We start from the raw sequence: 22,414 nt of genomic DNA, 5'->3' as shown, positions 1-22,414 counted from the left end.
TTTGTATGCTAAAAACAGCTGATTATATTAGTTTTCATGCCAAGCTTAATCCTGATAGCTTAGCTGTGGTTGAGCTCAGCTCAGGTCGCCAGTGGTCATATCTTGAGTTTGATATAGCTGTAGCTAAGTGTTGCTCTGTACTTAAGAAAAACAAGGTTAAGGCGGGTGACCGGGTTACAGTTTTATCGAAAAACAATGCTGAATATGTGATGTTATTTTTTGCCTCTATGCGTATTGGGGCAATTTTTGTCCCGTTAAATTGGCGATTAACACCTACGGAATTAAGCTATCTTATCAGCGACGTAGAACCGACAATGCTGATTGGCGATGATTGTTTAAAGTATGCAAATTTAGCTGGCACAGTAATATCAGATATCATCGAGCAAATATCTACTGCCGACGTATTCGAATCAATAACTGATGAAATTAATATTGATAGCCCTGCGCTGATCCTCTTTACTTCCGGTACTTCAGGAAAACCCAAAGGCGCTTTATTGAGTAAGCGTAACATTGAACAAACCTGTATCAATGCATCATTGCTTTGTGAAGTGACTAAAAGTAGCGTCTATCTTTGTGACGCACCCTTTTTTCATGTAATTGGTTTAGTGGCCAATGTATGTACCGCTATTATGCGTGGTGCTTCATTTTATATTTCTGATGGATTTTCACCGTCAAAAACCCTTAACAACTTGTACGATACTAGGTTGGCCATCACTCATTACTTTTGTGTACCTCAAATGGCTCAAGCTCTCAGAACTGAGCAATCTTTCGAATCAAGTAAACTCAATAACCTAGTCGCAATATTCACTGGTGGAGCACCTAATCCGTCAGCGGATATTAATGCTTGGTTAGAAGATGGCATATTGGCTGTTGATGGTTACGGTTCTAGTGAAGCGGGAACTGTTTTTGGTATGCCTATTAATAAATCGTTTATAGCTCAACACGCAGGTGCAGTTGGTTTTGCTGCGCCGGATATGAAAGCTTTAATTGTGGATGAAAACGGTACTGAATGTGTTGTTGGTCAACCCGGCGAACTGTTACTTAAAGGTGACAATATCATTGCAGGGTATTGGGGGAGAGCACGTGAATCAGATTCTGCTTTCACAGCCGATGGTTGGTTTGCTACCGGAGATATAGCACGAGTTGATCAAGATGGATGTTATTGGATTATTGGCCGCTCTAAAGATATGTATATTTCAGGGGGAGAAAATGTCTATCCCGCTGAAATAGAACACTGTTTAGCGAGTCACCCATTAGTTAAAGAAAGTGCGGTTGTTGGCGTAGCGGATGAACGATGGGGGGAGGTTGGTCATCTTTATATCGTGCTTAAGAATGATAAAGACAAACCGAATACTGAGGTGGTTTTAGCCTTTTTAACTGAGCAATTAGCTAAGTATAAAGTGCCTAAATATATCAGTTATATAAAAGCACTCCCTAAAAATGCCACAGGAAAAATTTTGAAAAAAGCATTAGCTAAGAATAACAAGCCAGAATACTAAACATTTAAGAGTAAATATTATGACAACACAGCAGCAATTAATTTTCATTAATGGTGAATGGACACAAGCAGAGCATGGCAAAACATTTGAGGTATTGAATCCTACAAATGGCCAAGTTATCGCCAACGTTGCGGATGCTTGCGTTAGTGATACTAAAAAAGCCTTACAAGCCGCCTCAGATGCTCAGCCAGCGTGGGCTGCGTTACCACATACTGAGCGAGTTAACTATTTGCATAAAATTGCTGAGATAGTGAAAACTATGAATGATGAATTTACTGAAGCATTAGTTAATGAAGTGGGTTCATGGTTTGGTAAAGCGTTATTTGAATGTAATGCTGTACTTGAAGAATTTCGCACAGCCGCTGCTATGACTTATCAATCCACAGGTGAAATACTCCCTTCGGCAAATGGTAAAACCAGTATGCTGATGCGTAAACCTGTTGGTGTAGTATCGGTGATATCGCCTTGGAATTTTCCAACATTGCTTTCAGCAAGAGGTTTTGCTCCTGCCATGGCGCTAGGTAATACCGTGGTATTAAAACCTTCTGAGGAAAGTCCAATTTCAGGCGGCATATTATTCGCCAAAGCTTGTGAACAAGCAGGTTTACCGCCGGGCGTTTTTAACCTGATAACGTGCTCAAGAGATAATGTCGCGGATGTTGGCGAAGAGCTTGTGGCCAACCCTATTGTAAAATGCATTAGCTTTACCGGCTCGACTGCAGTGGGTAAACAGATTGGTGCGCGAGCAGGTGGTTTATTGAAAAAGACCTGCTTAGAGTTAGGGGGCAAAGACGCCATTATAGTCCTTGAAGACGCTGATATAGGTTTAGCCGTTAATGCCGCAACATTTGGTTCATTTATGCATCAAGGCCAAATTTGTATGTCAACTGAGCGTGTCATTGTTCATAAGAATGTTGCGAAAGAATTTACCGAACGTTTTGTTAAAAATGTTGAAAAACTTAACGTGGGTGACCCTTGGGAAATCAACAAAGCGATTGGCCCAATCGTGAATAAAAAGCAACTTGAGCAAATTATTGATCAAGTTGAAGATGCGAAAACTCAAGGTGCAGATGTTCTTATTGGCGGCACTCATGAAGGACCGTTTTATCATCCTACCGTAATAAGTAATGTCACAAATGATATGAAAATTATTCAAAATGAAAATTTTGGACCTGTCGCTCCTATCATTATTGCCAAAGATACCGAAGAGGCTATCGCCATTCATAATAGTAGTGAATATGGATTGTCGTCAGCCATTATCACTGCTGATGTAGCGCGTGGGCTTGAAGTCGCTGCAAAATTAGAAGTGGGAATGACTCATATTAATGATAGTACCGTTGATGATGAGCCGCATGTTCCCTTTTCTGGAGTGAAAAACAGTGGCCTAGGTGGACATGGCGGTAAAGCGTCGCTCAACGCATTCACTGAAACACAGTGGGTTACTGTCACGAAAGAGCCTCACTATCCGCCATTTTTTGAAGAGAGCTAGTTAATTAAAACAGTTCATATAATTTCAGTGGCTTGCTATTTGTTAACCACTGAAATGAACTATGACTTCACTTTAATAGCGATTTTTTAAATGAAAATATGAGCTTCTGCAGAATCAACAGCATCGCAGATAGTATTCACTCTTACTAAACATTTATAAGCAAGGTTTAAAATGATTATTGATTGTCATGGACACTACACTACAACACCGCCTCAAGTCGGTGAATATAGAGAAAATCAAAAGGCCCAGTTAGCCAAAGATCCGAATTTTGTTGGTGAAAAAGGCACTATTACCATAAGTGATGATGAAATCCGTGAAAGCGTAGCGCAAAACCAACTTAGATTACAAAAAGAACGTGGTACAGATTTAACTATTTTTTCGCCACGGGCGAGTTGGATGGGACATCATATTGGCAATGAAAATACCAGTCGTTTTTGGACTGAGCATCAAAATGACCTTATCCGTCGTGTATGTGATCTCTTTCCGCAAAACTTTGCTCCTGTCGCCCAATTACCGCAATCGCCGGGAATCAGCCCTGAAAAATCTATTGCTGAGCTAGTTCGATGCGTAGAAGAAATGGACTTTATCGGTTGTAACTTAAATCCCGATACAACTGGCGGTTTTTGGCAGGACGCCTCATTGGGCGATAAATCTTTTTATCCTTTATATGAAAAAATGGTTGAGTTGGATGTGCCGGCGATGATCCACGTAAGTGCCTCTTGTAATAGCTGTTTCCATACCACTGGTTCTCATTATTTAGGTGCTGATACTACTGCTTTTCAGCAACTAATTATGTCTGACGTTTTTAAAGATTTTCCTACTTTAAAAATGATTATTCCTCACGGTGGTGGAGCAGTGCCATACCACTGGGGGCGTTTTAGAGGATTGATGCAAGATCAAGGTTTTCCGCCATTAGAAGAATCTGCGTTAAAAAATATCTATTTTGATACCTGTGTTTATCACCAAAAAGGCATAGACCTACTCTTAGATATAGTGCCTGTAGATAATATTTTATTTGCTTCTGAAATGATTGGGGCAGTCAGGGGTATCGACCCTGAAACAGGCCATTATTTTGATGATACTAAACGATATATTGATAACAACACCGTATTAACTTCTGTGGATAAAGCAAAAATATTCGAGGGTAACGCGCGTAAAGTTTTTAGTCGGTTAAAGGTTTAATTGATGAAAAGTTGATTAGATAAATCTTCATTTAGATAAGAGAAATATAATGTTAGAAAATTTAGTTATACAAGAAATTGCTCGTGCAGATCAAGACGTTATAGATGGTTTAGCAGCATGTGGTGTTGCTACTGTGCATGAATCTCAAGGACGAAGAGGTTTATTGGCCGATTATATGCGCCCAATATATTCTGGCGCTTCGATAGCGGGCTCGGCTATTACAATTTCAGGTGCTGCTGGAGACAACTGGATGATGCATGTTGCCGTTGAACAAGCAAAGCCGGGAGATATTTTAGTTTTTGCACCCACATCGCCTTCTAACTTTGGTTTCTTTGGTGATTTATTGGCAACTTCTGCTCAATCACGTGGTGTGGTTGGGTTGATTATTGAAGGCGGAGTACGTGATATACGCGACTTAACAAAAATGAAATTTCCGGTTTGGTCTAAGCATATTTTTGCACAAGGCACGATTAAAGAAACGTTAGGCTCGGTTAATACACCTTTGGTTTGCGCAAATGAATTAATTAATGCCGGCGATATTATTGTTGCCGACGATGATGGTGTTTGTGTGGTTCGTCGGGAAGAAGCTGAACAAGTATTGGAAAAGTCGCGAGAAAGAGTGGCAAATGAAGAAGCTAAACGTATTCGTATGGCAAACGGTGAGCTAGGGCTAGATATTTATAATATGCGCCCACGATTAGCTGAAAAGGGTTTGAAATATGTATAAACCAGTGCGGTGCATGTGGATGCGCGGCGGAACATCTAAAGGCGCTTTTTTTATCGCAGATGATCTACCTACAGATATTATAGAGCGTGATAAATTTCTATTAAAAATGATGGGTTCTCCTGATGAGCGTCAAATTGACGGTATTGGTGGGGCTGATCCACTCACATCTAAAGTCGCAATTATTAGAAAATCGACCAAAAAAAATGTCGATGTAGATTATCTGTTTTTACAAGTTTTTGTCGATAAAGCGGTCGTTACTGATGCGCAAAATTGCGGGAATATATTAGCTGGCGTTGCTCCATTTGCCATTGAAAGAGACTTAATCTCAGCAAATGATGGTGAAACACAAGTCACCATTTTTATGGAAAATACTCAGCAACTTGCCACGGTTAAAGTCGCGACACCTAAAGGTATTGTTAATTATCAAGGTGAAGCGAGTATTGATGGCGTGCCCGGCACAGCAAGTGCTATTCCGATTACTTTTAAAGATACCATGGGTTCAAGTTGCGGTGCTTTATTACCCACCGGCAATCAAAAAGACATGATAGATGGTGTTACCGTGACCTGTATTGATAATGGTATGCCCGTTGTGGTGATTAATGCGCTTGATATGGGAATTTCTGGTAATGAAAGTAGAGAAGCGTTAGAGCAAAATGAACGCTTAAAAAAACGATTAGAGTCTATTCGTTTACAAGCAGGAAAAATGATGAATTTAGGAGACGTTACTCATAAATCTGTTCCTAAAATGTCAATGGTTAGTCCAGCAAAACATGGCGGTGTCATAGCTACTCGCACTTTTATCCCAAAACGTTGCCATACCTCAATTGGTGTACTTGGTGCTGTTAGTGTCGCTACTGCATGTATTCTTCCACAATCAACTGCGTTTACTATTGCCAACTTGGCTGAAGGCCAAAGTAAGACCATGTCAATTGAACACCCAACGGGAGAGATGACGGTAATACTGGAACTAAATAGCCAAAATGAACCTATTAATGCCGCTATTTTACGCACCGCACGAAAATTATTCGATGGTTATGTATTCGCATAAAAAGCATTTCATGCCATTCAAGTTAGATAAAGAGATATAAACATTTTAAGAGGCAAATTATTAATGGACGCTGATTACTTACCATTTCACGCAAATCCGAGCAAACCAAATTATCAGCCACCGGCAGGTGCTGTTGATGCTCATTGCCATGTATTCGGACCTGTTAAGGATTTTCCTTATCATCCAAACAGAAAATATACTCCATGTGATGCTTCAAAAGCGCAGTTGTTTGCATTGCGTGATCATTTAGGTTTTTCACGTAATGTTATTGTGCAAGCGTCTTGTCATGGTACTGATAATAACGCTTTGATTGATGCATTAGTCACCGCTGGCGATTTAGCACGTGGTGTTGCCGTTGTTGGCCCTGAAATCAGTGTTCTTGAATTACAACGTATGTATCAACAAGGGGTACGGGCAGTACGGTTTAATTTTGTGAAACGCTTGGTTGACAGTACCCCAAAAGCTGTTTTTTTAGCAATTGCAGAAAAAGTAAAAAAAGCGAATATGCACATTGTTGTTTATTTTGAAGCTCCAGATTTAGTTGAGCTGACTCCTTTTTTAACGCAACTTGCTCAAGATAATATTGTGGTTGTCGATCATATGGGACGTCCAGATGTGGCGAATGGTATTGAGCATGATGATTTTCAATGTTTCATGCAATTATTAAAAGAGAACCCCAATATATGGACAAAAGTCAGTTGTCCTGAACGATTAACTTTGCAAGCCCCCGACTACAGCGATGTTGTTCCTTTTGCTAAAGCACTTGTTGAACAATTTCCAGAACGAGTGTTATGGGGAACCGATTGGCCGCATCCTAATATGAAGTCACATACCCCAGATGATGGACATTTAGTGGATGTTATTCCACTTATTGCAACAACACGAGCACTTCAAACGCAATTATTAATTGACAATCCAATGCACTTGTATTGGCAAGATTAAGAGGCAAAACATGTCAATAAGAAAACCCTATAGTGATGTGCCGGGCACAACTATTTTTGATGCTGATATGTCAAGAATAGGTTATCACTTAAATCAATTTTGTATGTCATTAATGACGGAAGATAATCGTGAGCGCTTTAAAAAAGATCAGCGGGCTTATTTAGATGAATGGCCAATGAGCGAAGAGCAAAAATTAGCCGTACTTGATCGCGATTACAATAGGATGATAGCTGCAGGTGGCAATATTTACTTTTTAGCTAAAATATTTTCAACCGATGGGATTAGTTTTCAAGCGGCGGCTTCAACAATGACAGGTATGAATGTTGAAGAATATGTTCAGATGATGATCGATGGTGGTAGAACACCGACGGGAAATTTATATAAAGAAGGTGAGAAATAATGGCGAAAATTACTGCAGGTGTAGCAACCTCCCATGTTCCAGCAATCGGTGCCGCCATAGATTTAGGGAAAACAGAAGACGACTATTGGCAACCAGTATTTAAAGGGTATGAATTTGCGAAATCCTGGATACAAGACGAAAAACCTGATGTTATTATTCTCGTATTTAATGATCATGCTTCCGCTTTTAGCCAAGATATTATTCCAACCTTTGTAATTGGTTGTGCAGAAGAGTTCCAACCAGCCGATGAAGGTTGGGGACCAAGAAAAGTTCCTGTTGTTAAAAACCACACTAAGCTTGCTTCGCACCTTGCTCAATCTGTAATTCAAAGCGATTTTGACATCACGATTGTTAATAAAATGGATGTTGATCATGGCTTAACCGTGCCCTTATCTTTAATGTTTGGTCAGCCAGAAGAGTGGCCCTGCAAAGTAATTCCAATAGCCGTTAACGTTGTACAGTATCCACCACCATCAGGCAGTCGTTGTTTTGCTTTAGGTAAAGCGATACGTGAAGCGGTTGATTGTTTTGACGAAGATTTAAATGTACAAATTTGGGGGACTGGTGGTATGAGCCATCAATTACAAGGTCCTCGTGCGGGACTCATTAATAAAGAATTTGATATTGAATTCTTAAATGACATTGTGACTGACCCAGAAACTTTAGCGAAAAAACCTCATATTGACTACGTACGTTATGCCGGATCTGAAGGTATTGAATTAGTAATGTGGATGGTAATGCGCGGAGCGTTAGATCAAGATGTTAATCAATTACAACGTTTTTATCATGTGCCCGCGTCAAATACAGCGGTTGGTCATCTTGTTTTAGAAAATAAAAAGTAAATTACATAGCCAGAAAATCAATAAGTACTGAGTTATGTAAAAAATAAAAATTGTTAACAAAAAAGTTTAAAGCTTAAAAGTGGAGAATTAACATGAGAGTTTGTGTAGCAGGTGCAGCGGGCGCCTTTGGTATTAAGCACCTTGATGCTATTGCTTGTATTGAGGGAGTCACGGTAACTTCGGTTGTCGGCTCGCGAAATTTAGACAAAATCAAGACGTTAGCTCAAGAGCGTAACATCGCGCATTATACTACCGACTTAGCGGAAAGTTTAGCTCGTGATGATGTTGATGCTGTTATTTTAGCAACACCAACTCAAATGCATGCTGCACAAGCAATCCAATGTTTAGAAGCAGGTAAACATGTACAAGTAGAAATTCCAATGGCTGATAATATTGCAGATGCTAAAAAATTGGTTGACGTTGCAAATCGTACAAAGTTAGTTGCTATGGTTGGTCATACTCGCCGCTTTAATCCTAGTCATCAATGGATCCATAATAAAATTAAAGCGGGTGAATTAACTGTTCAGCAGATGGATGTACAAACCTACTTTTTCCGCCGTACAAATACTAACGCCAAAGGTGAAGCCCGTTCTTGGACTGATCATTTACTCTGGCATCACGCTTGTCATACCGTAGATTTATTTCAATATCAAACAGGTCAAGAAGCTTCACAAGTTACTGCATTACAGGGAAATATTCATCCAGACTTAGGGATTGCAATGGATATGAGTATTGGCATGAAAGTTCCTTCAGGTGCTCTTTGTACTCTATCTTTATCTTTTAACAATGATGGTCCTTTTGGCACATTCTTTCGTTATATTTGTGATCAAGGCACTTACCTTGCTCGTTATGATGAGTTATATGATGGAAAAGACAATCCTATTGACTTGACGGGTGTAGCTGTATCTTTTAATGGTATCGAATTACAAGATCGTGAATTTTTCAATGCTATTCGAGAGGGTAAAGAGCCTAATTCAAGTGTTCAGCAATGTTTCACTGCTATGAATACATTAAACCGTATAGAACAACAATTAAACGCGAGTAAATAAATTTAACATTTGTTTCAAGCCAGCTTGTTTGAATGTATTTATTATCATTGAATAGCTGAACTCATCAGTCAACCGTTAATGCTAAAGTGGGTTTAGCTCAACAAACTGAAATTAATACTGAAGAATTCGCGTGAGTTATTCAGTATAATATTCTTAGATGAATTAATAGAGTAAAGATAATAAATGACTATTATAAACCCATTGGAAGACAAGTTAGGCTACCATATACGTCGAGCTTCCATAATGATGTTTAATCATTTGAACTCGTTACTTAAAACATTAGATTTAAGTACAATGGAGGCTTCAGTTTTATTATTCATTGGAGCGAATGCGAATATAAAACAAATAACTATTTGTAATCATCTAGGGGTTAAAAAAGCGAATATGGCCCCTTTAATGAGTACTATGATTAAACGTGGATTGGTTCATAAGAATAAACTTGATGGCAGATCGTATGGCTTTACCTTAACAGAAGAAGGAGAACGTACGGTGGTCGAAATAAGTAAATGTATGGCCATCAATGAAGAATGGATGCTTGAAAATACTTCATTTGTAGAAAAAGATTTTATGCTTACAAAACTTAAAATGATTTGGAACAAATAGGACCTTAGATCTTTGCTAAATAACCAGTGCTTGTTGATATAGATAGCAATTACGGTAAACGAATATATTGATAAAACTACAATTTATGGGCTTTGACGCAAGTATTTATAAGGTAAGACCGTCGATAAAGCGGTTATCACTAAACCGCTTGTCCACACGCTACTCCTTGTGCCCAACAGGCTTGGAAATTATAGCCACCTAACCAGCCGGTTACGTCGATCACTTCACCAATAAAATATAGGTTAGGGACTTTTTTACTTTCAAAGGTTTTGGAAGATAGTTCATCGGTATCAACCCCGCCAAGGGTAACCTCTGCCGTGCGATAACCTTCCGTACCATTAGGTTTGATTTGCCACTGGTGTAGATATTCTGCCAATTGATAAACATCATCTTTGCTTAATTGATTGATAGCCTTATCAAAAATTTCTGCATGACTGACCATAGCTTCAATAAAGCGTTTCGGCAAAATTGTACTTAACATATTTTTGAGGGATTTTTGTGAGTTTTGCTCTCGCCATTCTGTTATAAGGTCTTGAATAGGTGAATCGGGTAACAAATTAATGGTCACCGCTTGTCCTGCTTGCCAAAATGAAGAAATTTGTAAAATGGCTGGGCCAGATAATCCGCGATGGGTAAATAATATATTTTCTTTAAATTCAGTGCCGCATTCGCTGCTAATTTTTGTTGGTATGCTGATACCAGATAAGCCGTCAAAGCGTTGTTTATCGTGATCATGTAAGGTAAATGGCACTAAGGCTGCGGTTGTTGGTAGTACATTTAAACCAAATTGTTTAGCAATATTGAAACCAATAGGTGTTGCACCCAATTTTGGCATTGTTAAACCACCTGAGGCGATAACTAACGATTTACATTGATAAGTATTTTCGGTGGTTTGCACGTGAAAGGATTCATCTTGCTTGCTAACTGAAAGCACTTCGTTACGCATTTTTACATCAACGCCAGCCCATTCACATTCCGTCATTAATACATCGACAATGTTTTGCGCGCTATCATCACAAAATAATTGCCCTAAAGTTTTATGGTGATATTCAACGCCGTGTCGTTCTACTAACTCAATAAAGTCTTGTGAAGAATAACGACTTAAGGCCGATTTAATAAAATGTGGATTTTTACATAGGTAGTTTTCGGGTTGTGCATTTTCATTGGTAAAATTGCAACGTCCACCGCCGCTAATCAATATTTTTCGGCCAGGTTTTTTCCCCATATCTACGACGACGACAGACTTACCTCTATATCCGGCTGTGGCAGCGCACATTAATCCCGCCGCGCCCGCACCAATAATTAACGTATCTATTTGTTGCACATCTTACCTTAACTGTTCATTTCTCGGCATTATAGAAGTTTTACGGACGATGAACCAGAGGAGAAATAACTAGACTGAGCCGTTGCATTTCGCCAATTTATGTAAGGTTAAGTAAAAATATGCCAATCTACGCAAAGAAAACTAAAGAAGTGCAAAGGTTATGTAAAGATAAGAACTTATTACTTTGATATGCCTCTATTGCTCCATCGTAAATTTATTAATAATAGATAGGTAGTATATGAAAGTAAGATTTGGATTAGGCCAGCAAAAATTTTTAAAAGGTTGGCTAGCGGCGCTGGTTGTTTTGGGGGTATCGGCGTGTAACTCGAGCGATAGTGATGATGATAGTAATCAAGGCTATATTAAATTCTACAATGCTTCTAAAAATGCGCCTGAGATTTATCTCACTATTGATGAAGACCTTGATACTAGTGAAGATGATGAAACGGAAATAACTTTCTCAAGTGTGGGTTATGCTGCTGCATTAGGGACTTATGAAATTGACATCAATGATTATTTCTTTGAGTTAGCTTGGCAAGATGGCGATAGTTCCGTGCGTAGTGAACTGGAAATGATCTATCAAAGTGAACTCTCCATTGAGAAAGATTCTTTAAAGTTAGTGGTGCTTAATGATGATGTTACCGCTCCTGATGTTGTTGTATATGACATTCCTGTTATTGATGAAGAAGATGATGATACGTATTCGTTATTTAATTTTAATGTGCTCAATGTAAGTACTAATAACAATGCCATAGATGTTTATTTTTCGGAGTCGGATGAAACATTTAATGAAGCGCAATTATTAGGAAGCTATCAAAATAAAGAGATTTCAGACAACCATAAATTTGACCAAGGTAGCTATATTTTTTACATCACTTATTCTGGTAGTGATGAAGTGATCTATCAATCAGATGCTGTCGATTATTACTACTCTGCCCAATATATAATGGTGATACGAGAGAATACTGGCGTAGGCTCTTCTCCTTTTATTTTGGATAAAGTGTCTAATTCTACTCAAGTTGAATACATCGATTATAACGCTGAAGCACGTTTTCGTATTTATAACGCGATTCAAATGAACGATTTATTACCCGATTACCATGGCGAGGTTACGGTTTATGTCAATGATATTGATGATTCGCCAGAAATAGAGCAGTTAACTTTTGGACAATTGAGTGAACCGTTAAACGTTGAAAGTGGTGATTATAGCTTGTCTTTATTAGCCAGTGATAACGACATCACATTAGTGAGTCATCATTTACTTTCATTATCAGAAAATGCCAATAAAACAGTGTTCTTTTATGCTGACGAAGAAAATGTCGACGAAGACGGAGATGGCAATGTTGATGAAGACGGTGACGGAATTGTTGATGAAAAAGAAGTGACTATTCATTCGTTGGTGATTGATAGTAGTGACAATACCAGTATTTATGGTCATGAAATCACTGCGGTAAATTTAGCCGATAACGAAGACTTTAATTTAATAAATATCTACTTTGTCAGAAGTGATGAAACCATTGATAGTGCTTACTATAATCGTTCTTTTGGTTATGCAGAGCATGAAACCTTGTATTTAACGAACAATACATATCAAGTGTATGTTGTGGCGAAAGAAAATAGCAGCAACATCATTTTAGATTCCTTTGAATTAATACTCGATGAAGAGTCAACGGATCAGTTTATCGTCATAGAAAACGATTTAACTTCCGGCACTGGTTATAAAGCAAATATGTTCAGTCGCAGTTCAGACTAACTATTAACAGTAGCGCTAGAGAGTCATATGAGCTTACAACGTCATAAAGGAAAGCAACAAGTTACGGTGATGGGGAGCCTTTCAATATGTAAAGGCTCTCGACAAGTAAAGGTCGACAAGCAAGAAGTTAATTTAACAAGTTTAGAGTTTAACTTATTGACTTTATTAATGAAGCATTCCCCAGAACTGCTGCCAAGGGCAAGCATTATTAAGCAGCTATTTCATGGGGCTGAACATAAACAGCAGGTTATAAATATACATATTTCTAATCTGCGAAAAAAGTTGCAACATTATTCGAGCGGCCTGAGTATTCAAGCTATGCGTGGGCAAGGATATTATCTGGTTGTAGAAAAATCACCCTTGTAAAAGCAACAAGGCTTCAAATGAGAAGCCTTGTTTTTTATGAGCAGGAAATAAACATTATTCTGGTGGATTTGACATAATACTGGTTGGTGATGTTTTCGCCATTTCAGCTAAGTCTTTATCGACAAAAAATAATGCATGACCATCATGGCCAACCAAATTAATTTTATCCAAGACGCTTTTAAATAACGTTTCTTCTTCATGCTGCTCAGCTACATACCATTGCAAGAAGTTGAAAGTAGAATAATCTTGGTTAGTAAATGCCTGATGAGCCAAGGTATTGATTTGTTCAGTTATTTCACATTCATGTTGATAGGTTTTTTCAAAAACATCCGCTAATGATTCATATTCATGTGGGGGAGCATCAATTGCGCCTAAAATAGGTAATGCTCCAGTTTCACTGACGTAGGTAAATAAACGTGTCATATGATCCATTTCTTCTAGCGCATGTTTACGCATAAATTCAGCAGCACCCTCAAAACCTTGTTCTTCACACCAAGCGCTCATTTGTAAGTATAAATTCGACGAATAAAACTCTAAATTTATTTGCTGGTTTAATTGTTTGACCATTTCAGGTTTTAGCATGGTTTTTCCTATTAAATTTTTCGTGCGATAACGCAGTGAATATCTGAGAATTTTGCCTTAGCTAGCCTTTGATTTCAAGAGGATTTTAAAAAATCCTAATAAAAACAATGTATTACTAATGCTAATTGTTTTCGTTTCTATTTAATTAAAGCAACTCCAATATGTTTTCAGCCTTGCTCACTTCAAATTCTTTCGGTTTTTCAACATGTAAGCTTGTGACTGTGCCATTTTCAATGATCATCGCATAACGTTGAGAGCGAAAACCACCAAACCCAGCTGTTTCCATGCCTAAACCTAATGCTTTGGTATAACTGCCATCACCGTCAGCAAGCATCATAATATTTTCTGCATTTTGTGCCTCTCCCCACGCATTCATTACAAACGCATCGTTTACCGATAAACAAATTATCGCATCCACACCTTTTGCTGAAAGCTCATCAGCTGACACAACATAACCTGGTAGGTGAGCAGCAGAACAAGTGGGGGTAAACGCACCTGGTACGGCAAAAAGGACGACTTTTTTGTTAGCGAATAACTCATCAGTATTGTGACAGATCATCTCGCCATTCATTAATTGCTGTAATTCACCGGTTGGCATTTTCATATTTTCTTGAATCATTATTTAACCTTATGATGGATGTGATAGGGGTAACTTGACGGCTTTACATAAAAAGCCTTTATCATGCGCACTGCGCGCACAATCTTTACAAATATATCGCGGCTTGTCGACAATATGTGCGAGCTCGTGCAAACCTTTCTCGATGTCTTTTTTCTTCCATTTGCACAAAGATTTAGCCATAAACTAATCTCCAATAAAACCTAAGGTTAATTTTAGGATATTGGGAGAGTTCGCGCACGATTTTGTTGAGAAAAGATGTAAAAACTGAGGTGAATTTTTCTCGATCTTGGTTTTAAAATAAGAGAATAGCTTAGCAACAAGCGAATAATTACAGATTGCTTGTTGCTAATTTGACGCTATTTAGTGACTAAATGTAAGGTTTGATTGATGTCTCTAACCTGTTCGCCGACATCTTTTGAAATATGAGTGGCTAATTCGCGTGACTGATCTACTTCAGTCGTCACACTGTTCATGGCCTGTTCAAAGTCAGAAAAATGTAAGCGTTGCTGATTAATTTGTTCTAACGTACTTTCAGCGACATTAGCCGAGGTTATCGCTTGCTCAACTACGTTTACCGCGTTGCCTTTTAATAATTCGGCAATTTCTTTTTGTTTATTTGAGGCGCTTTCAATGCCGTAAATATTATCGGCGAGCGCTGAACTTGCTTGATTAAGCTGTTCTAGTCGTTGGCTAACTTGCTTTAACGAGTCTTGAGTTTTGCCAGCGAGTTGTCTTACTTCATCAGCCACCACCGAAAATCCACGTCCGTGTTCACCTGCTCTAGCTGCTTCAATGGCGGCGTTCAAAGCAAGTAAATTTGTTTGATCAGCTATTGAGCTGATCACATCGACAATAGTACCAACACTTTCAACGGAAGAGCTTAAAGACTCAATTGATGTTTTCCCTGCTGTTGCAGCTGAGTTGGTTTCTTCACTGGCATTTAGTACTTCATTGACTTGATTTTGACTATCATTCATCGCCATTTGTGTCGCTTTTGCACTATCAACTACTTGTTGAGAAAGCGTATTAACGTTTTCGGTAACATTCGAAAGTGCTTGCATAATATCGCCAACTTCTAGCAAGTGCTCACTCGTTGTTGACGATGAATCAAGAATGTTGCGTGCTTGGCTTTCCATTGTTTTCATGGCATTCGACACTAGGTTTAGTTGATTCGCTTTTTGCTTATCTTCTTCGGCAAGTTTTGACACCATTTGATTAAAGCTATGTGATATTTCGCCAAGTTCTGTTTTAGGTGAAATACCTGTGATGTTATCGACTCGACCTTCACTGACTAGCGTCACAAAACTATCGCGTAATTTTCGAAGTGGGTTTAAAATAACACTGCGCATCAACCAATAATTTGCGGCTAAAAATAAAACTAAAAACGTTAATAAACCGACCACTACATTGGTAAGTGATTTGTTTATTTTAGCTTGTTCTTGTGTAACGGTAATTTCACCTGAAACAATGATATTTTCTAATTCATCAACTTGAGCCGCTAATCGTTGTAAGCCTTTTTTACGCTGTTCTTGCAAAGATAATGTATTGTCTAACTCACTTTGATAGCGACTAACCAATGACTTTAGTTCGTCTAACGCTTCAACACTTAAATCTTCCAGATCGTCTTCATCTGCAAAAAAGTCATCTTCGTCTTCATCTGTTTCAGGGAATACTTCAAGTTCGGGAAATGCGGAAATTGTATCTACTAATGTTCGCAGATCATTTAAGGCAATTGCGACCGATTGGTTATTCAGCTGACTATCATTAAACATTTTTTCTCGACTATTCACTAAGTCATAAAGCGTTTTAGATATTTCATTGGTAAGTTTTAAGTAAGCTGGTTTTTGTTGAGGATCCAGCGCATTAGATTGAACAGCATATTTTGCCAGGCTAGCAGTGATTGCTGCCATGGCTTGTTCACCATTGCGAATAAGCGCTAAAGGGTCTCCACTTAATTTTCCTAATGCACGATATTTCGTTGAAATATCTGTTTTAAGTAGCGTTGCTTGAGCGCTAATCTCTTCAGTGAGGGTTTTAATGCCCAAATTCTTGGTGATAGCGATCATTTCGTCAAGTTGTGCTTCGGTATCATTGAGTAGGCTTGCATCGCCGTTTTGTAGGTATTTATTGATAGTACGATTAAACTTAATAGTCGTATGAGATTTCAGTGTTTGATAACCGCTATATTGAATTTGACTCTTGGTTAATGATTCACCAACTTGATACATAGTGGCTAAAAATATGATCGCAAAAATACTGATAGCTATAACTGATAACTTAGAAAAACTTGAAACCCGCAAAATAATTTACTCGACAGACGATTGAGGCTAAAGTTTATGTGGGTTTTGTGAAGGTTTTACGACAGCTTTATGACACTTTTATGACAACGATGTTCGTTGTCATGTTTAAGTCATCGCTTTTGGTATTGCCTGATTTACATAGACGTCAAAGCGATTTTTTTTCATTTTAATACTGGTTGATGGCGCTTTATTGTTTAGTGGCTCCGCATATGAAGGGCGTTTCACCACCACTCGATATTTAGCGAGTTTAAGGGCTGGTATTAATAAGTTATCAGCGTCTAAATCTTCGCCAACTAATGCCTGAAACACACGCATTTCTTTTTTTACGGCGGCGGATTTTTCACGGTGTGGGTACATAGGATCTAAATAAATAACATCTGGAGCGTTTGCTAGTGTCATATCATCGATAGAAGAGGCATAAATCAAGCTCATACGATCTACAATATCGGCTACTTCTTGATGTATTTTTGCTCGTGCTAGACCATTTTCAAGTAATGCCGCTACAATTGGCATGCGTTCCATCATAGTGACTTGGCAGCCAAGTGAGGCGAGTACAAAAGAATCTCTTCCTAAGCCTGCCGTTGCATCTAAAACATGGGGCGTAAAACCGTGTTTCAAGCCGATAGCTTTTGCAATATCTTGGCCTCTGCCACCACCAAATTTCCGTCGATGTGCAACAGGACCTTCGACAAAATCTACTTTTATTGCACCAAGCTTAGGCTCATCTAGCTTAATGAGTTCTACTTGTTGAAAATGGACCTGTAGTAAAAATAGTAAATTTGACTGTTTATTTACAGAAGCAACATCACCTATGTATTGGAGTTGCCATTGTTGAGCGACTTTTTTTGCTAAATCGATATCGGTTTTGTCTATATAACCCACCGCTATTTGTGTCATGTCGTACTTACTCATAGAAATATTAGATGCCTCGTCAGCTCATCATCATGGCTAAATGTGATGAATATGAGAGTAATTGTAAAACAATTAAAGCGAATAAAATATCTCTACTACTTTAGCGGGTGACAAAATTGGCATGTAAGTCATTTAACTGTGTTAAACAAACCTTCGATATCTCTGTTATACCCTGCCGTTATTGCGTATTAAATAAGCCGCAGTACTAAAGTACTACTTCATTTTATCACTAAGTTGTCTAGTGTTACCTCAGTTCAAAAAATAAACAATAGGGATGATTTTTTAGGGAAAGTTTATAAAATAAGGTAAAGAAAAATGAACGTTAGAAAACATTATTACATCAAACAAATACAAAGCGTATTCGCTATTTTATTAAGTTTTTTTTGTTTTGTACAAGCGTCCGTCGCGGGATCTTGGCAACAAAACGTAAATATTGGGGGATTCAACACAGTACACATTTACACACCCGACTCTCTGTCACCTGTTGGGGATGGTAAGTCATTGTTAATTGTTCTACATGGCTGTGTACAACCCATTAATAATTACTTAACAGCACAATTGGAAAGTGCGGCTGAATCTTATGGCATGGTTGTCGCTATTCCAGATGCCATGAATAAAGCGGGTTATAGTTGTTGGTCTTATTGGCAAGGCGCCGTATCAAGAACATCTGGGGATTATAAGAACTTGATAAATCTTGCCAATACCATGAGTGGTGATGCAACTCGTAATATTGATGCGCAACAAGTGTATATCGCTGGCCTTTCATCTGGCGCCGCCATGTCTGCTCAAACGGCTTGTTTAGCACCCGATGTTTTTTCCGGTGTAGCTCCGAGTGCAGGCCCAACAATCGGTACAAGTTCTAATGGAGCAATATCAACCTGTGAGACAGTATCGCCTAATACTTTTAAATCACGTTGTGAAGGCTATGCGGGATCGGCGGCAAGTCATTTAAATACACAAATTGCGGTAATTGGACATGGTACCGCTGATACAACGGTAAATACTTGTTATAACCAGCAAAATGCTAATGGCTTTGCCGCTGTTTATGGCGAAACACAACTGGCTGGGACAACAAATATCAGTGAAGGTGCCGGTCATACGGCTTCTGAAAGCTTGTGGACGAATAATCGAATATCAATGTTATGGTTTGATAACTTAGATCATTCATGGTCTGGCGGGGTAGGAGCTTCAGGAGATTATATTGCATCAACGAGTATTAATTTTGCTACGTATTTAGGAAATTTCTTTGCGCAAAACAATCAACGAGTCAATAGAAATAAGGCTCCGGTAATCGCAGGTCATACTGCGGTAGACAATAACAGTCAGCTTGATATTTCTGGAGTAGCAACCGATGAAGACGGTAGTGTCAGCAATATCAAAGTAGACATTAGCGTTATCGAATCAGGCAACATAACTTGGCTTTCAAGCATCAATGGTTCAGTTAATGCGAATGATGAATATAACTTGTTATCAGGTGTTTTTGCTGATGGTTTATACCAAGTAGCGGCAACGGCAACAGATAATGAAGGTAAACCCAGTGATATTGCTAAGGTTACAACACGTATTGGCCCTGAGCCACCAGCAACAGCGCCAACATTATCGAACATTAATGTGACTACTGCGGGTCAGTGTGCAACGGTGTCTGGCAATGTCTTTGATGAAAATCAAAACTTAGCGAGTGTTGGGGTCAGTTTCAGTAATGGTACGGTAACAGCACAACTTAATGGAAATGAATATTTAGCCGAAAGTTGTGGTTTATCTGGGGGGAATCAAACGGCGACTGTAACAGCAACTGATACCACATCATTATCTAGTACCGACAATGCGCAATTTACTATCGATGCAGGAGTTGAGGGGGATTATAACTTACATATTAACCAAGGCCATATTACTTGGGGAGTAGGATATTCTGCGTGTTATACGGCATTTGGTTGCTCAGATTTTGTGATGCGTGAATATGCTGCAGGTACCAATCAATGTCAGTGGATTGCCGATGGAGAACCAAGTTGTGCTGGACCTCAACAGGCATGTTCTATTGTTGAGCCAACCGATAGTGATAATGATGGCGTTGCTGATAATGTTGATAATTGCCCCGCAGTTGCTAATGCGGATCAAGCCGATAATGACAATGACGGCATAGGCAATGTGTGCGATAGCACGCCAAATGGAGAGCCAACCGATAGTGACAATGATGGCGTTGCTGATAATGTTGATAATTGCCCCGCAGTTGCTAATGCGGATCAAGCGGATAATGACAATGACGGCATAGGCAATGTGTGCGATAGCACGCCAAATGGAGAGCCAACCGATAGTGACAATGATGGCGTTGCTGATAATGTCGATAATTGCCCCGCAGTTGCTAATGCGGATCAAGCCGATAATGACAATGATGGCATAGGCAATGTGTGTGATAGCACGCCAAATGGTAATTTTAGCTGCAATGAAACGACATCAAGTAACTATGCTCATGTTCAAGCTAATAGAGCAACGACTAATGGCTCTTATGTTTTTGCCATTGGCTCGGGCACGAATTTAGGCTTATATAACGTTTATTATACGTCTACTTTAGCGGAAACAAGTGCGAATTACTTTGAAGAAGGAACTTGTCCATAACCCAATGATTCGCGTTTAGTGATAGAATTATTTTTATACAGTAAGGGAACATGAGTAAAGCCAAGTTTTAGATAATGCGCTTTGCTCATGTTTTTTAGTGACTACTCTACCTGAACATTATTGTCGCCCGTTGCAAAGGCGATTAATCGGCTCAACTGACTCAGGGATAAATCAGATTCTTGCTGCCATTGATTAAAACATTGTTGAATAGTGGCGAGGCTTGACTTTGTTTGGATACCGCCACTGATTAAATCATGTGCGCGGAAATAGGCTTCCACATCTCGAGAAAGTATAAAAGTATCTTTTCCTAATGCGCGCAGTGCATACGGACCGGTATTTCCACCTAAACGTTGACCATGTTTTTTAAGGTATGCCCATAAGCCAATGATATCTTCTGTTGGCCAATCGGCAATAAAGGCAGAGAAGCTTGGTTGCGAATTTTCATCACTATTTTGTTGCTCAAATATCATTTGCGCGTTGGCTTTTATTGTTTTTACTTTATTAAAATTTCGTATGATTTTAGGGTCGGCCGCTTTTCTTTCGAGCATTTCTTCCGGCATCATCAATATTTTTTCAATATCGAAATTAAAAAAACTTTCTTCAAAATTGGGCCATTTATTTTCAACAACTCGCCAGACAAAACCACTTTGGAATATTTTTTTGGTGAACGCGGATAAAAGGCGATCATCCGTTAACTGTTTTAACCGCTGGTCATGATTACCTTCACCGAGTAATAACGTTAATGCTTGTTCGCCGCCTTTACGCTGACAAGCGCGCTGATAAATTTTTTGCCATGATTCCATGAAATACTCTTATTATTGTTTTTTATTGAACGTTTTATTGATTGTTTTATTGTGTAGTTTAACGATGAATTTTAGCGACTATACGCGATCACTTTATTACGGCCACTTCTTTTTGCTTCATATAAAGCGATATCAGCATGATTAATATTATCGTCAATACTTTTCGTAGTATCTACTTGCACGACACCAAAGCTGGCGGATATTTGAATATTCTTGCCACCAATATCGATGTTTTCTTCATTGATCGCCTTCCTCAATCTTTCTGCGGTAAGCACCGCTTTGTCAATATCGTTGTAGGGTAATAAAATAATAAATTCTTCACCACCAATACGTATCAAGATATCTTCAGTGCGCAAAGATGATTCAATAACATGAGAAAAACTGACTAACACTTTATCGCCAGCAGAGTGACCATAACTGTCATTGATCTTTTTAAAACTATCGATGTCGCATAAAATGACCGAAAGAGGTTCTTGACGACGTTTTGCCAATGAATACATTTTTTCTGCAACATCGGTGAGGTAATTTCTATTTTTTGCCCCCGTTAATTTATCCGTGATAATTTCTTTTCTTAATTTGCCAACTAGCGAGTAGATAATACTTAAGGCAAATCCAAAAAATAGAATACAAATAAAACTCAACAGTGCCGTAAAATATAAGGAAAGCGGCACATGTTTTTCATCAGAGAAAAATAAAGCATAAAAAACAACATAAACGACAAAAATAAGTAAAGTGAGTAATAACGAACCATATAAAATACGGTCACCCACCCGATGCATTTTAAATTGTTGATTACATTTTCTAAGGGTTAATGCATACGGAATGAAGATATTCATTAAAACTAAAGCAGACCTTAAATAGCCAGCATTGAGATATATTTGTGCTAAGTATATTAAGCCAATAAAAAACACGCTATGAATGGCACACGCTAGATAATGTCGCAACGTTATTTCACAATCGTAACGAGTATATATAGCGAACATTAATAAATATGAAATCAATAAAATAAATAAATTAGTTACTATTGCAGAGGCGATAGGCAAATATTCAAAGCGCAATAAAATGGCTTCGAAGGCGGCAATGGTAAATAACAACAACAACCTAAAATAAAAAGTTGAGCGGGCTTTGTTCTGATTTTCAGGCGTAGGAAGAAAATAGGTAAAGGCATATAGCACAATACACACAATTGAAAGTGCAGAAAAATATGACATGCTGACTAGATATTCTTGCAATGCTCACTTCCAGGCTGCTGATTGGTTTAATTTAATTAACCTTATTATATCCTATATAGAATTTTTTTGAGAATGGCCGTTAGATAAAACCCATCTAAATGAGATGGGTTTTATCTAAATCTCATGGTG

Annotated in this window: 20 protein-coding genes; 13 read left to right on the top strand and 7 right to left on the bottom strand. The window is 38.5% G+C overall.

Translation table 11 applies throughout. The annotated features are described in order from the left end of the window. The first annotated feature begins 5 nt into the window (after positions 1 to 5). The 10 genes from RM573_RS09800 to RM573_RS09755 all read left to right on the top strand — a co-directional run bounded on the left by RM573_RS09800 (position 6) and on the right by RM573_RS09755 (position 9,781). On the top strand, positions 6 to 1,499 hold the full coding sequence (locus RM573_RS09800) for an AMP-binding protein (protein ID WP_311581008.1): 1,494 nt from the start codon (positions 6 to 8) through the stop codon (positions 1,497 to 1,499). Between the two features lie 19 nt (positions 1,500 to 1,518). Continuing rightward, positions 1,519 to 2,988: an aldehyde dehydrogenase family protein gene (locus RM573_RS09795; RefSeq protein WP_311581005.1), complete on the top strand. Its 1,470-nt coding sequence runs from the start codon at positions 1,519 to 1,521 to the stop codon at positions 2,986 to 2,988. A gap of 171 nt (positions 2,989 to 3,159) precedes the next feature. Then, positions 3,160 to 4,170, top strand: coding sequence for an amidohydrolase family protein (locus tag RM573_RS09790; RefSeq protein WP_311581002.1), 1,011 nt, complete (start codon positions 3,160 to 3,162; stop codon positions 4,168 to 4,170). A 49-nt stretch (positions 4,171 to 4,219) separates the two neighbouring features. After that, complete coding sequence (locus tag RM573_RS09785) at positions 4,220 to 4,897, top strand: 4-carboxy-4-hydroxy-2-oxoadipate aldolase/oxaloacetate decarboxylase (RefSeq protein WP_311580999.1); 678 nt, start codon at positions 4,220 to 4,222, stop codon at positions 4,895 to 4,897. Continuing rightward, a complete protein-coding gene (locus RM573_RS09780; protein WP_311580993.1) occupies positions 4,890 to 5,945 on the top strand; it encodes a 4-oxalomesaconate tautomerase in 1,056 nt (351 codons plus the stop codon). Before RM573_RS09785 ends, RM573_RS09780 begins: the two co-directional genes overlap by 8 nt. 63 nt (positions 5,946 to 6,008) lie before the next feature. Beyond that, on the top strand, positions 6,009 to 6,887 hold the full coding sequence (locus tag RM573_RS09775; protein WP_311580988.1) for an amidohydrolase family protein: 879 nt from the start codon (positions 6,009 to 6,011) through the stop codon (positions 6,885 to 6,887). A 10-nt stretch (positions 6,888 to 6,897) separates the two neighbouring features. Continuing rightward, positions 6,898 to 7,287 (top strand): protocatechuate 4,5-dioxygenase subunit alpha, encoded by a 390-nt coding sequence (ligA, locus tag RM573_RS09770; protein ID WP_311580984.1) that lies wholly within the window; start codon positions 6,898 to 6,900, stop codon positions 7,285 to 7,287. Continuing rightward, positions 7,287 to 8,129: a class III extradiol dioxygenase subunit beta gene (locus RM573_RS09765; protein WP_311580978.1), complete on the top strand. Its 843-nt coding sequence runs from the start codon at positions 7,287 to 7,289 to the stop codon at positions 8,127 to 8,129. The genes ligA and RM573_RS09765 overlap by 1 nt, the downstream gene beginning before the upstream one ends. 92 nt (positions 8,130 to 8,221) lie before the next feature. Beyond that, positions 8,222 to 9,178, top strand: a complete 957-nt coding sequence (locus tag RM573_RS09760; RefSeq protein ID WP_311580974.1) for a Gfo/Idh/MocA family oxidoreductase — start codon at positions 8,222 to 8,224, stop codon at positions 9,176 to 9,178. Positions 9,179 to 9,361: 183 nt separating this feature from the next. Further along, positions 9,362 to 9,781: a MarR family winged helix-turn-helix transcriptional regulator gene (locus RM573_RS09755; RefSeq protein WP_311580969.1), complete on the top strand. Its 420-nt coding sequence runs from the start codon at positions 9,362 to 9,364 to the stop codon at positions 9,779 to 9,781. A gap of 139 nt (positions 9,782 to 9,920) precedes the next feature. Here the strand turns inward: RM573_RS09755 and RM573_RS09750 are convergent, their stop codons facing one another. Further along, the gene (locus RM573_RS09750) at positions 9,921 to 11,105 is read right to left on the bottom strand and encodes a BaiN/RdsA family NAD(P)/FAD-dependent oxidoreductase (RefSeq protein WP_311580966.1); all 1,185 of its coding nucleotides are present in this window, start codon (positions 11,103 to 11,105) and stop codon (positions 9,921 to 9,923) included. A gap of 238 nt (positions 11,106 to 11,343) precedes the next feature. Between RM573_RS09750 and RM573_RS09745 the strand changes: the two genes are divergently transcribed. Continuing rightward, positions 11,344 to 12,858 (top strand): hypothetical protein, encoded by a 1,515-nt coding sequence (locus RM573_RS09745; RefSeq protein WP_311580963.1) that lies wholly within the window; start codon positions 11,344 to 11,346, stop codon positions 12,856 to 12,858. 27 nt (positions 12,859 to 12,885) lie between these two features. Continuing rightward, positions 12,886 to 13,224 (top strand): winged helix-turn-helix domain-containing protein, encoded by a 339-nt coding sequence (locus RM573_RS09740; RefSeq protein WP_311580960.1) that lies wholly within the window; start codon positions 12,886 to 12,888, stop codon positions 13,222 to 13,224. Between the two features lie 54 nt (positions 13,225 to 13,278). Here RM573_RS09740 and ftnA read toward each other — a convergent pair whose 3' ends face one another. The 4 genes from ftnA to RM573_RS09720 all read right to left on the bottom strand — a co-directional run bounded on the left by ftnA (position 13,279) and on the right by RM573_RS09720 (position 17,622). Then, positions 13,279 to 13,806: a non-heme ferritin gene (ftnA, locus tag RM573_RS09735; RefSeq protein WP_311580957.1), complete on the bottom strand. Its 528-nt coding sequence runs from the start codon at positions 13,804 to 13,806 to the stop codon at positions 13,279 to 13,281. Positions 13,807 to 13,951: 145 nt separating this feature from the next. Next, positions 13,952 to 14,425: a peroxiredoxin gene (locus RM573_RS09730; protein WP_311580955.1), complete on the bottom strand. Its 474-nt coding sequence runs from the start codon at positions 14,423 to 14,425 to the stop codon at positions 13,952 to 13,954. A gap of 356 nt (positions 14,426 to 14,781) precedes the next feature. Continuing rightward, positions 14,782 to 16,725 carry a methyl-accepting chemotaxis protein gene (locus tag RM573_RS09725; RefSeq protein WP_311580952.1) on the bottom strand — a complete coding sequence of 648 codons (1,944 nt, stop codon included), beginning with the start codon at positions 16,723 to 16,725 and terminating at the stop codon, positions 14,782 to 14,784. A 105-nt stretch (positions 16,726 to 16,830) separates the two neighbouring features. Beyond that, complete coding sequence (locus RM573_RS09720) at positions 16,831 to 17,622, bottom strand: class I SAM-dependent methyltransferase (protein WP_432280233.1); 792 nt, start codon at positions 17,620 to 17,622, stop codon at positions 16,831 to 16,833. 330 nt (positions 17,623 to 17,952) lie between these two features. Here RM573_RS09720 and RM573_RS09715 point away from each other — a divergent pair, with 330 nt between their 5' ends. Further along, entirely contained in the window at positions 17,953 to 20,250 is a 2,298-nt protein-coding gene (locus RM573_RS09715) for an extracellular catalytic domain type 1 short-chain-length polyhydroxyalkanoate depolymerase (RefSeq protein WP_311580946.1), read from the top strand. 101 nt (positions 20,251 to 20,351) lie between these two features. Here the strand turns inward: RM573_RS09715 and RM573_RS09710 are convergent, their stop codons facing one another. After that, entirely contained in the window at positions 20,352 to 21,053 is a 702-nt protein-coding gene (locus RM573_RS09710; protein WP_311580943.1) for a DNA-3-methyladenine glycosylase I, read from the bottom strand. A gap of 71 nt (positions 21,054 to 21,124) precedes the next feature. Further along, entirely contained in the window at positions 21,125 to 22,285 is a 1,161-nt protein-coding gene (locus RM573_RS09705; RefSeq protein ID WP_311580940.1) for a GGDEF domain-containing protein, read from the bottom strand. Positions 22,286 to 22,414: the final 129 nt, after the last annotated feature.

The sequence above is a fragment of the Thalassotalea castellviae genome (assembly GCF_031846185.1).
GTDB lineage: Bacteria > Pseudomonadota > Gammaproteobacteria > Enterobacterales > Alteromonadaceae > Thalassotalea_H > Thalassotalea_H castellviae.
The sequence above is the reverse complement of the archived record's forward strand: the minus strand, read 5'-3'. Positions and strand labels throughout refer to the sequence as shown.

What these genes read in the sequence shown, in the direction of transcription:
- RM573_RS09800 (WP_311581008.1), top strand. Translation starts at nt 6, where the DNA reads ATGCTAAAAACAGCTGATTATATTAGTTTTCATGCCAAGCTTAATCCT.
- RM573_RS09795 (WP_311581005.1), top strand. Translation starts at nt 1,519, where the DNA reads ATGACAACACAGCAGCAATTAATTTTCATTAATGGTGAATGGACACAA.
- RM573_RS09790 (WP_311581002.1), top strand. Translation starts at nt 3,160, where the DNA reads ATGATTATTGATTGTCATGGACACTACACTACAACACCGCCTCAAGTC.
- RM573_RS09785 (WP_311580999.1), top strand. Translation starts at nt 4,220, where the DNA reads ATGTTAGAAAATTTAGTTATACAAGAAATTGCTCGTGCAGATCAAGAC.
- RM573_RS09780 (WP_311580993.1), top strand. Translation starts at nt 4,890, where the DNA reads ATGTATAAACCAGTGCGGTGCATGTGGATGCGCGGCGGAACATCTAAA.
- RM573_RS09775 (WP_311580988.1), top strand. Translation starts at nt 6,009, where the DNA reads ATGGACGCTGATTACTTACCATTTCACGCAAATCCGAGCAAACCAAAT.
- ligA (WP_311580984.1), top strand. Translation starts at nt 6,898, where the DNA reads ATGTCAATAAGAAAACCCTATAGTGATGTGCCGGGCACAACTATTTTT.
- RM573_RS09765 (WP_311580978.1), top strand. Translation starts at nt 7,287, where the DNA reads ATGGCGAAAATTACTGCAGGTGTAGCAACCTCCCATGTTCCAGCAATC.
- RM573_RS09760 (WP_311580974.1), top strand. Translation starts at nt 8,222, where the DNA reads ATGAGAGTTTGTGTAGCAGGTGCAGCGGGCGCCTTTGGTATTAAGCAC.
- RM573_RS09755 (WP_311580969.1), top strand. Translation starts at nt 9,362, where the DNA reads ATGACTATTATAAACCCATTGGAAGACAAGTTAGGCTACCATATACGT.
- RM573_RS09745 (WP_311580963.1), top strand. Translation starts at nt 11,344, where the DNA reads ATGAAAGTAAGATTTGGATTAGGCCAGCAAAAATTTTTAAAAGGTTGG.
- RM573_RS09740 (WP_311580960.1), top strand. Translation starts at nt 12,886, where the DNA reads ATGAGCTTACAACGTCATAAAGGAAAGCAACAAGTTACGGTGATGGGG.
- ftnA (WP_311580957.1), bottom strand. Translation starts at nt 13,806, where the DNA reads ATGCTAAAACCTGAAATGGTCAAACAATTAAACCAGCAAATAAATTTA.
- RM573_RS09730 (WP_311580955.1), bottom strand. Translation starts at nt 14,425, where the DNA reads ATGATTCAAGAAAATATGAAAATGCCAACCGGTGAATTACAGCAATTA.
- RM573_RS09720 (WP_432280233.1), bottom strand. Translation starts at nt 17,622, where the DNA reads ATGACACAAATAGCGGTGGGTTATATAGACAAAACCGATATCGATTTA.
- RM573_RS09715 (WP_311580946.1), top strand. Translation starts at nt 17,953, where the DNA reads ATGAACGTTAGAAAACATTATTACATCAAACAAATACAAAGCGTATTC.
- RM573_RS09710 (WP_311580943.1), bottom strand. Translation starts at nt 21,053, where the DNA reads ATGGAATCATGGCAAAAAATTTATCAGCGCGCTTGTCAGCGTAAAGGC.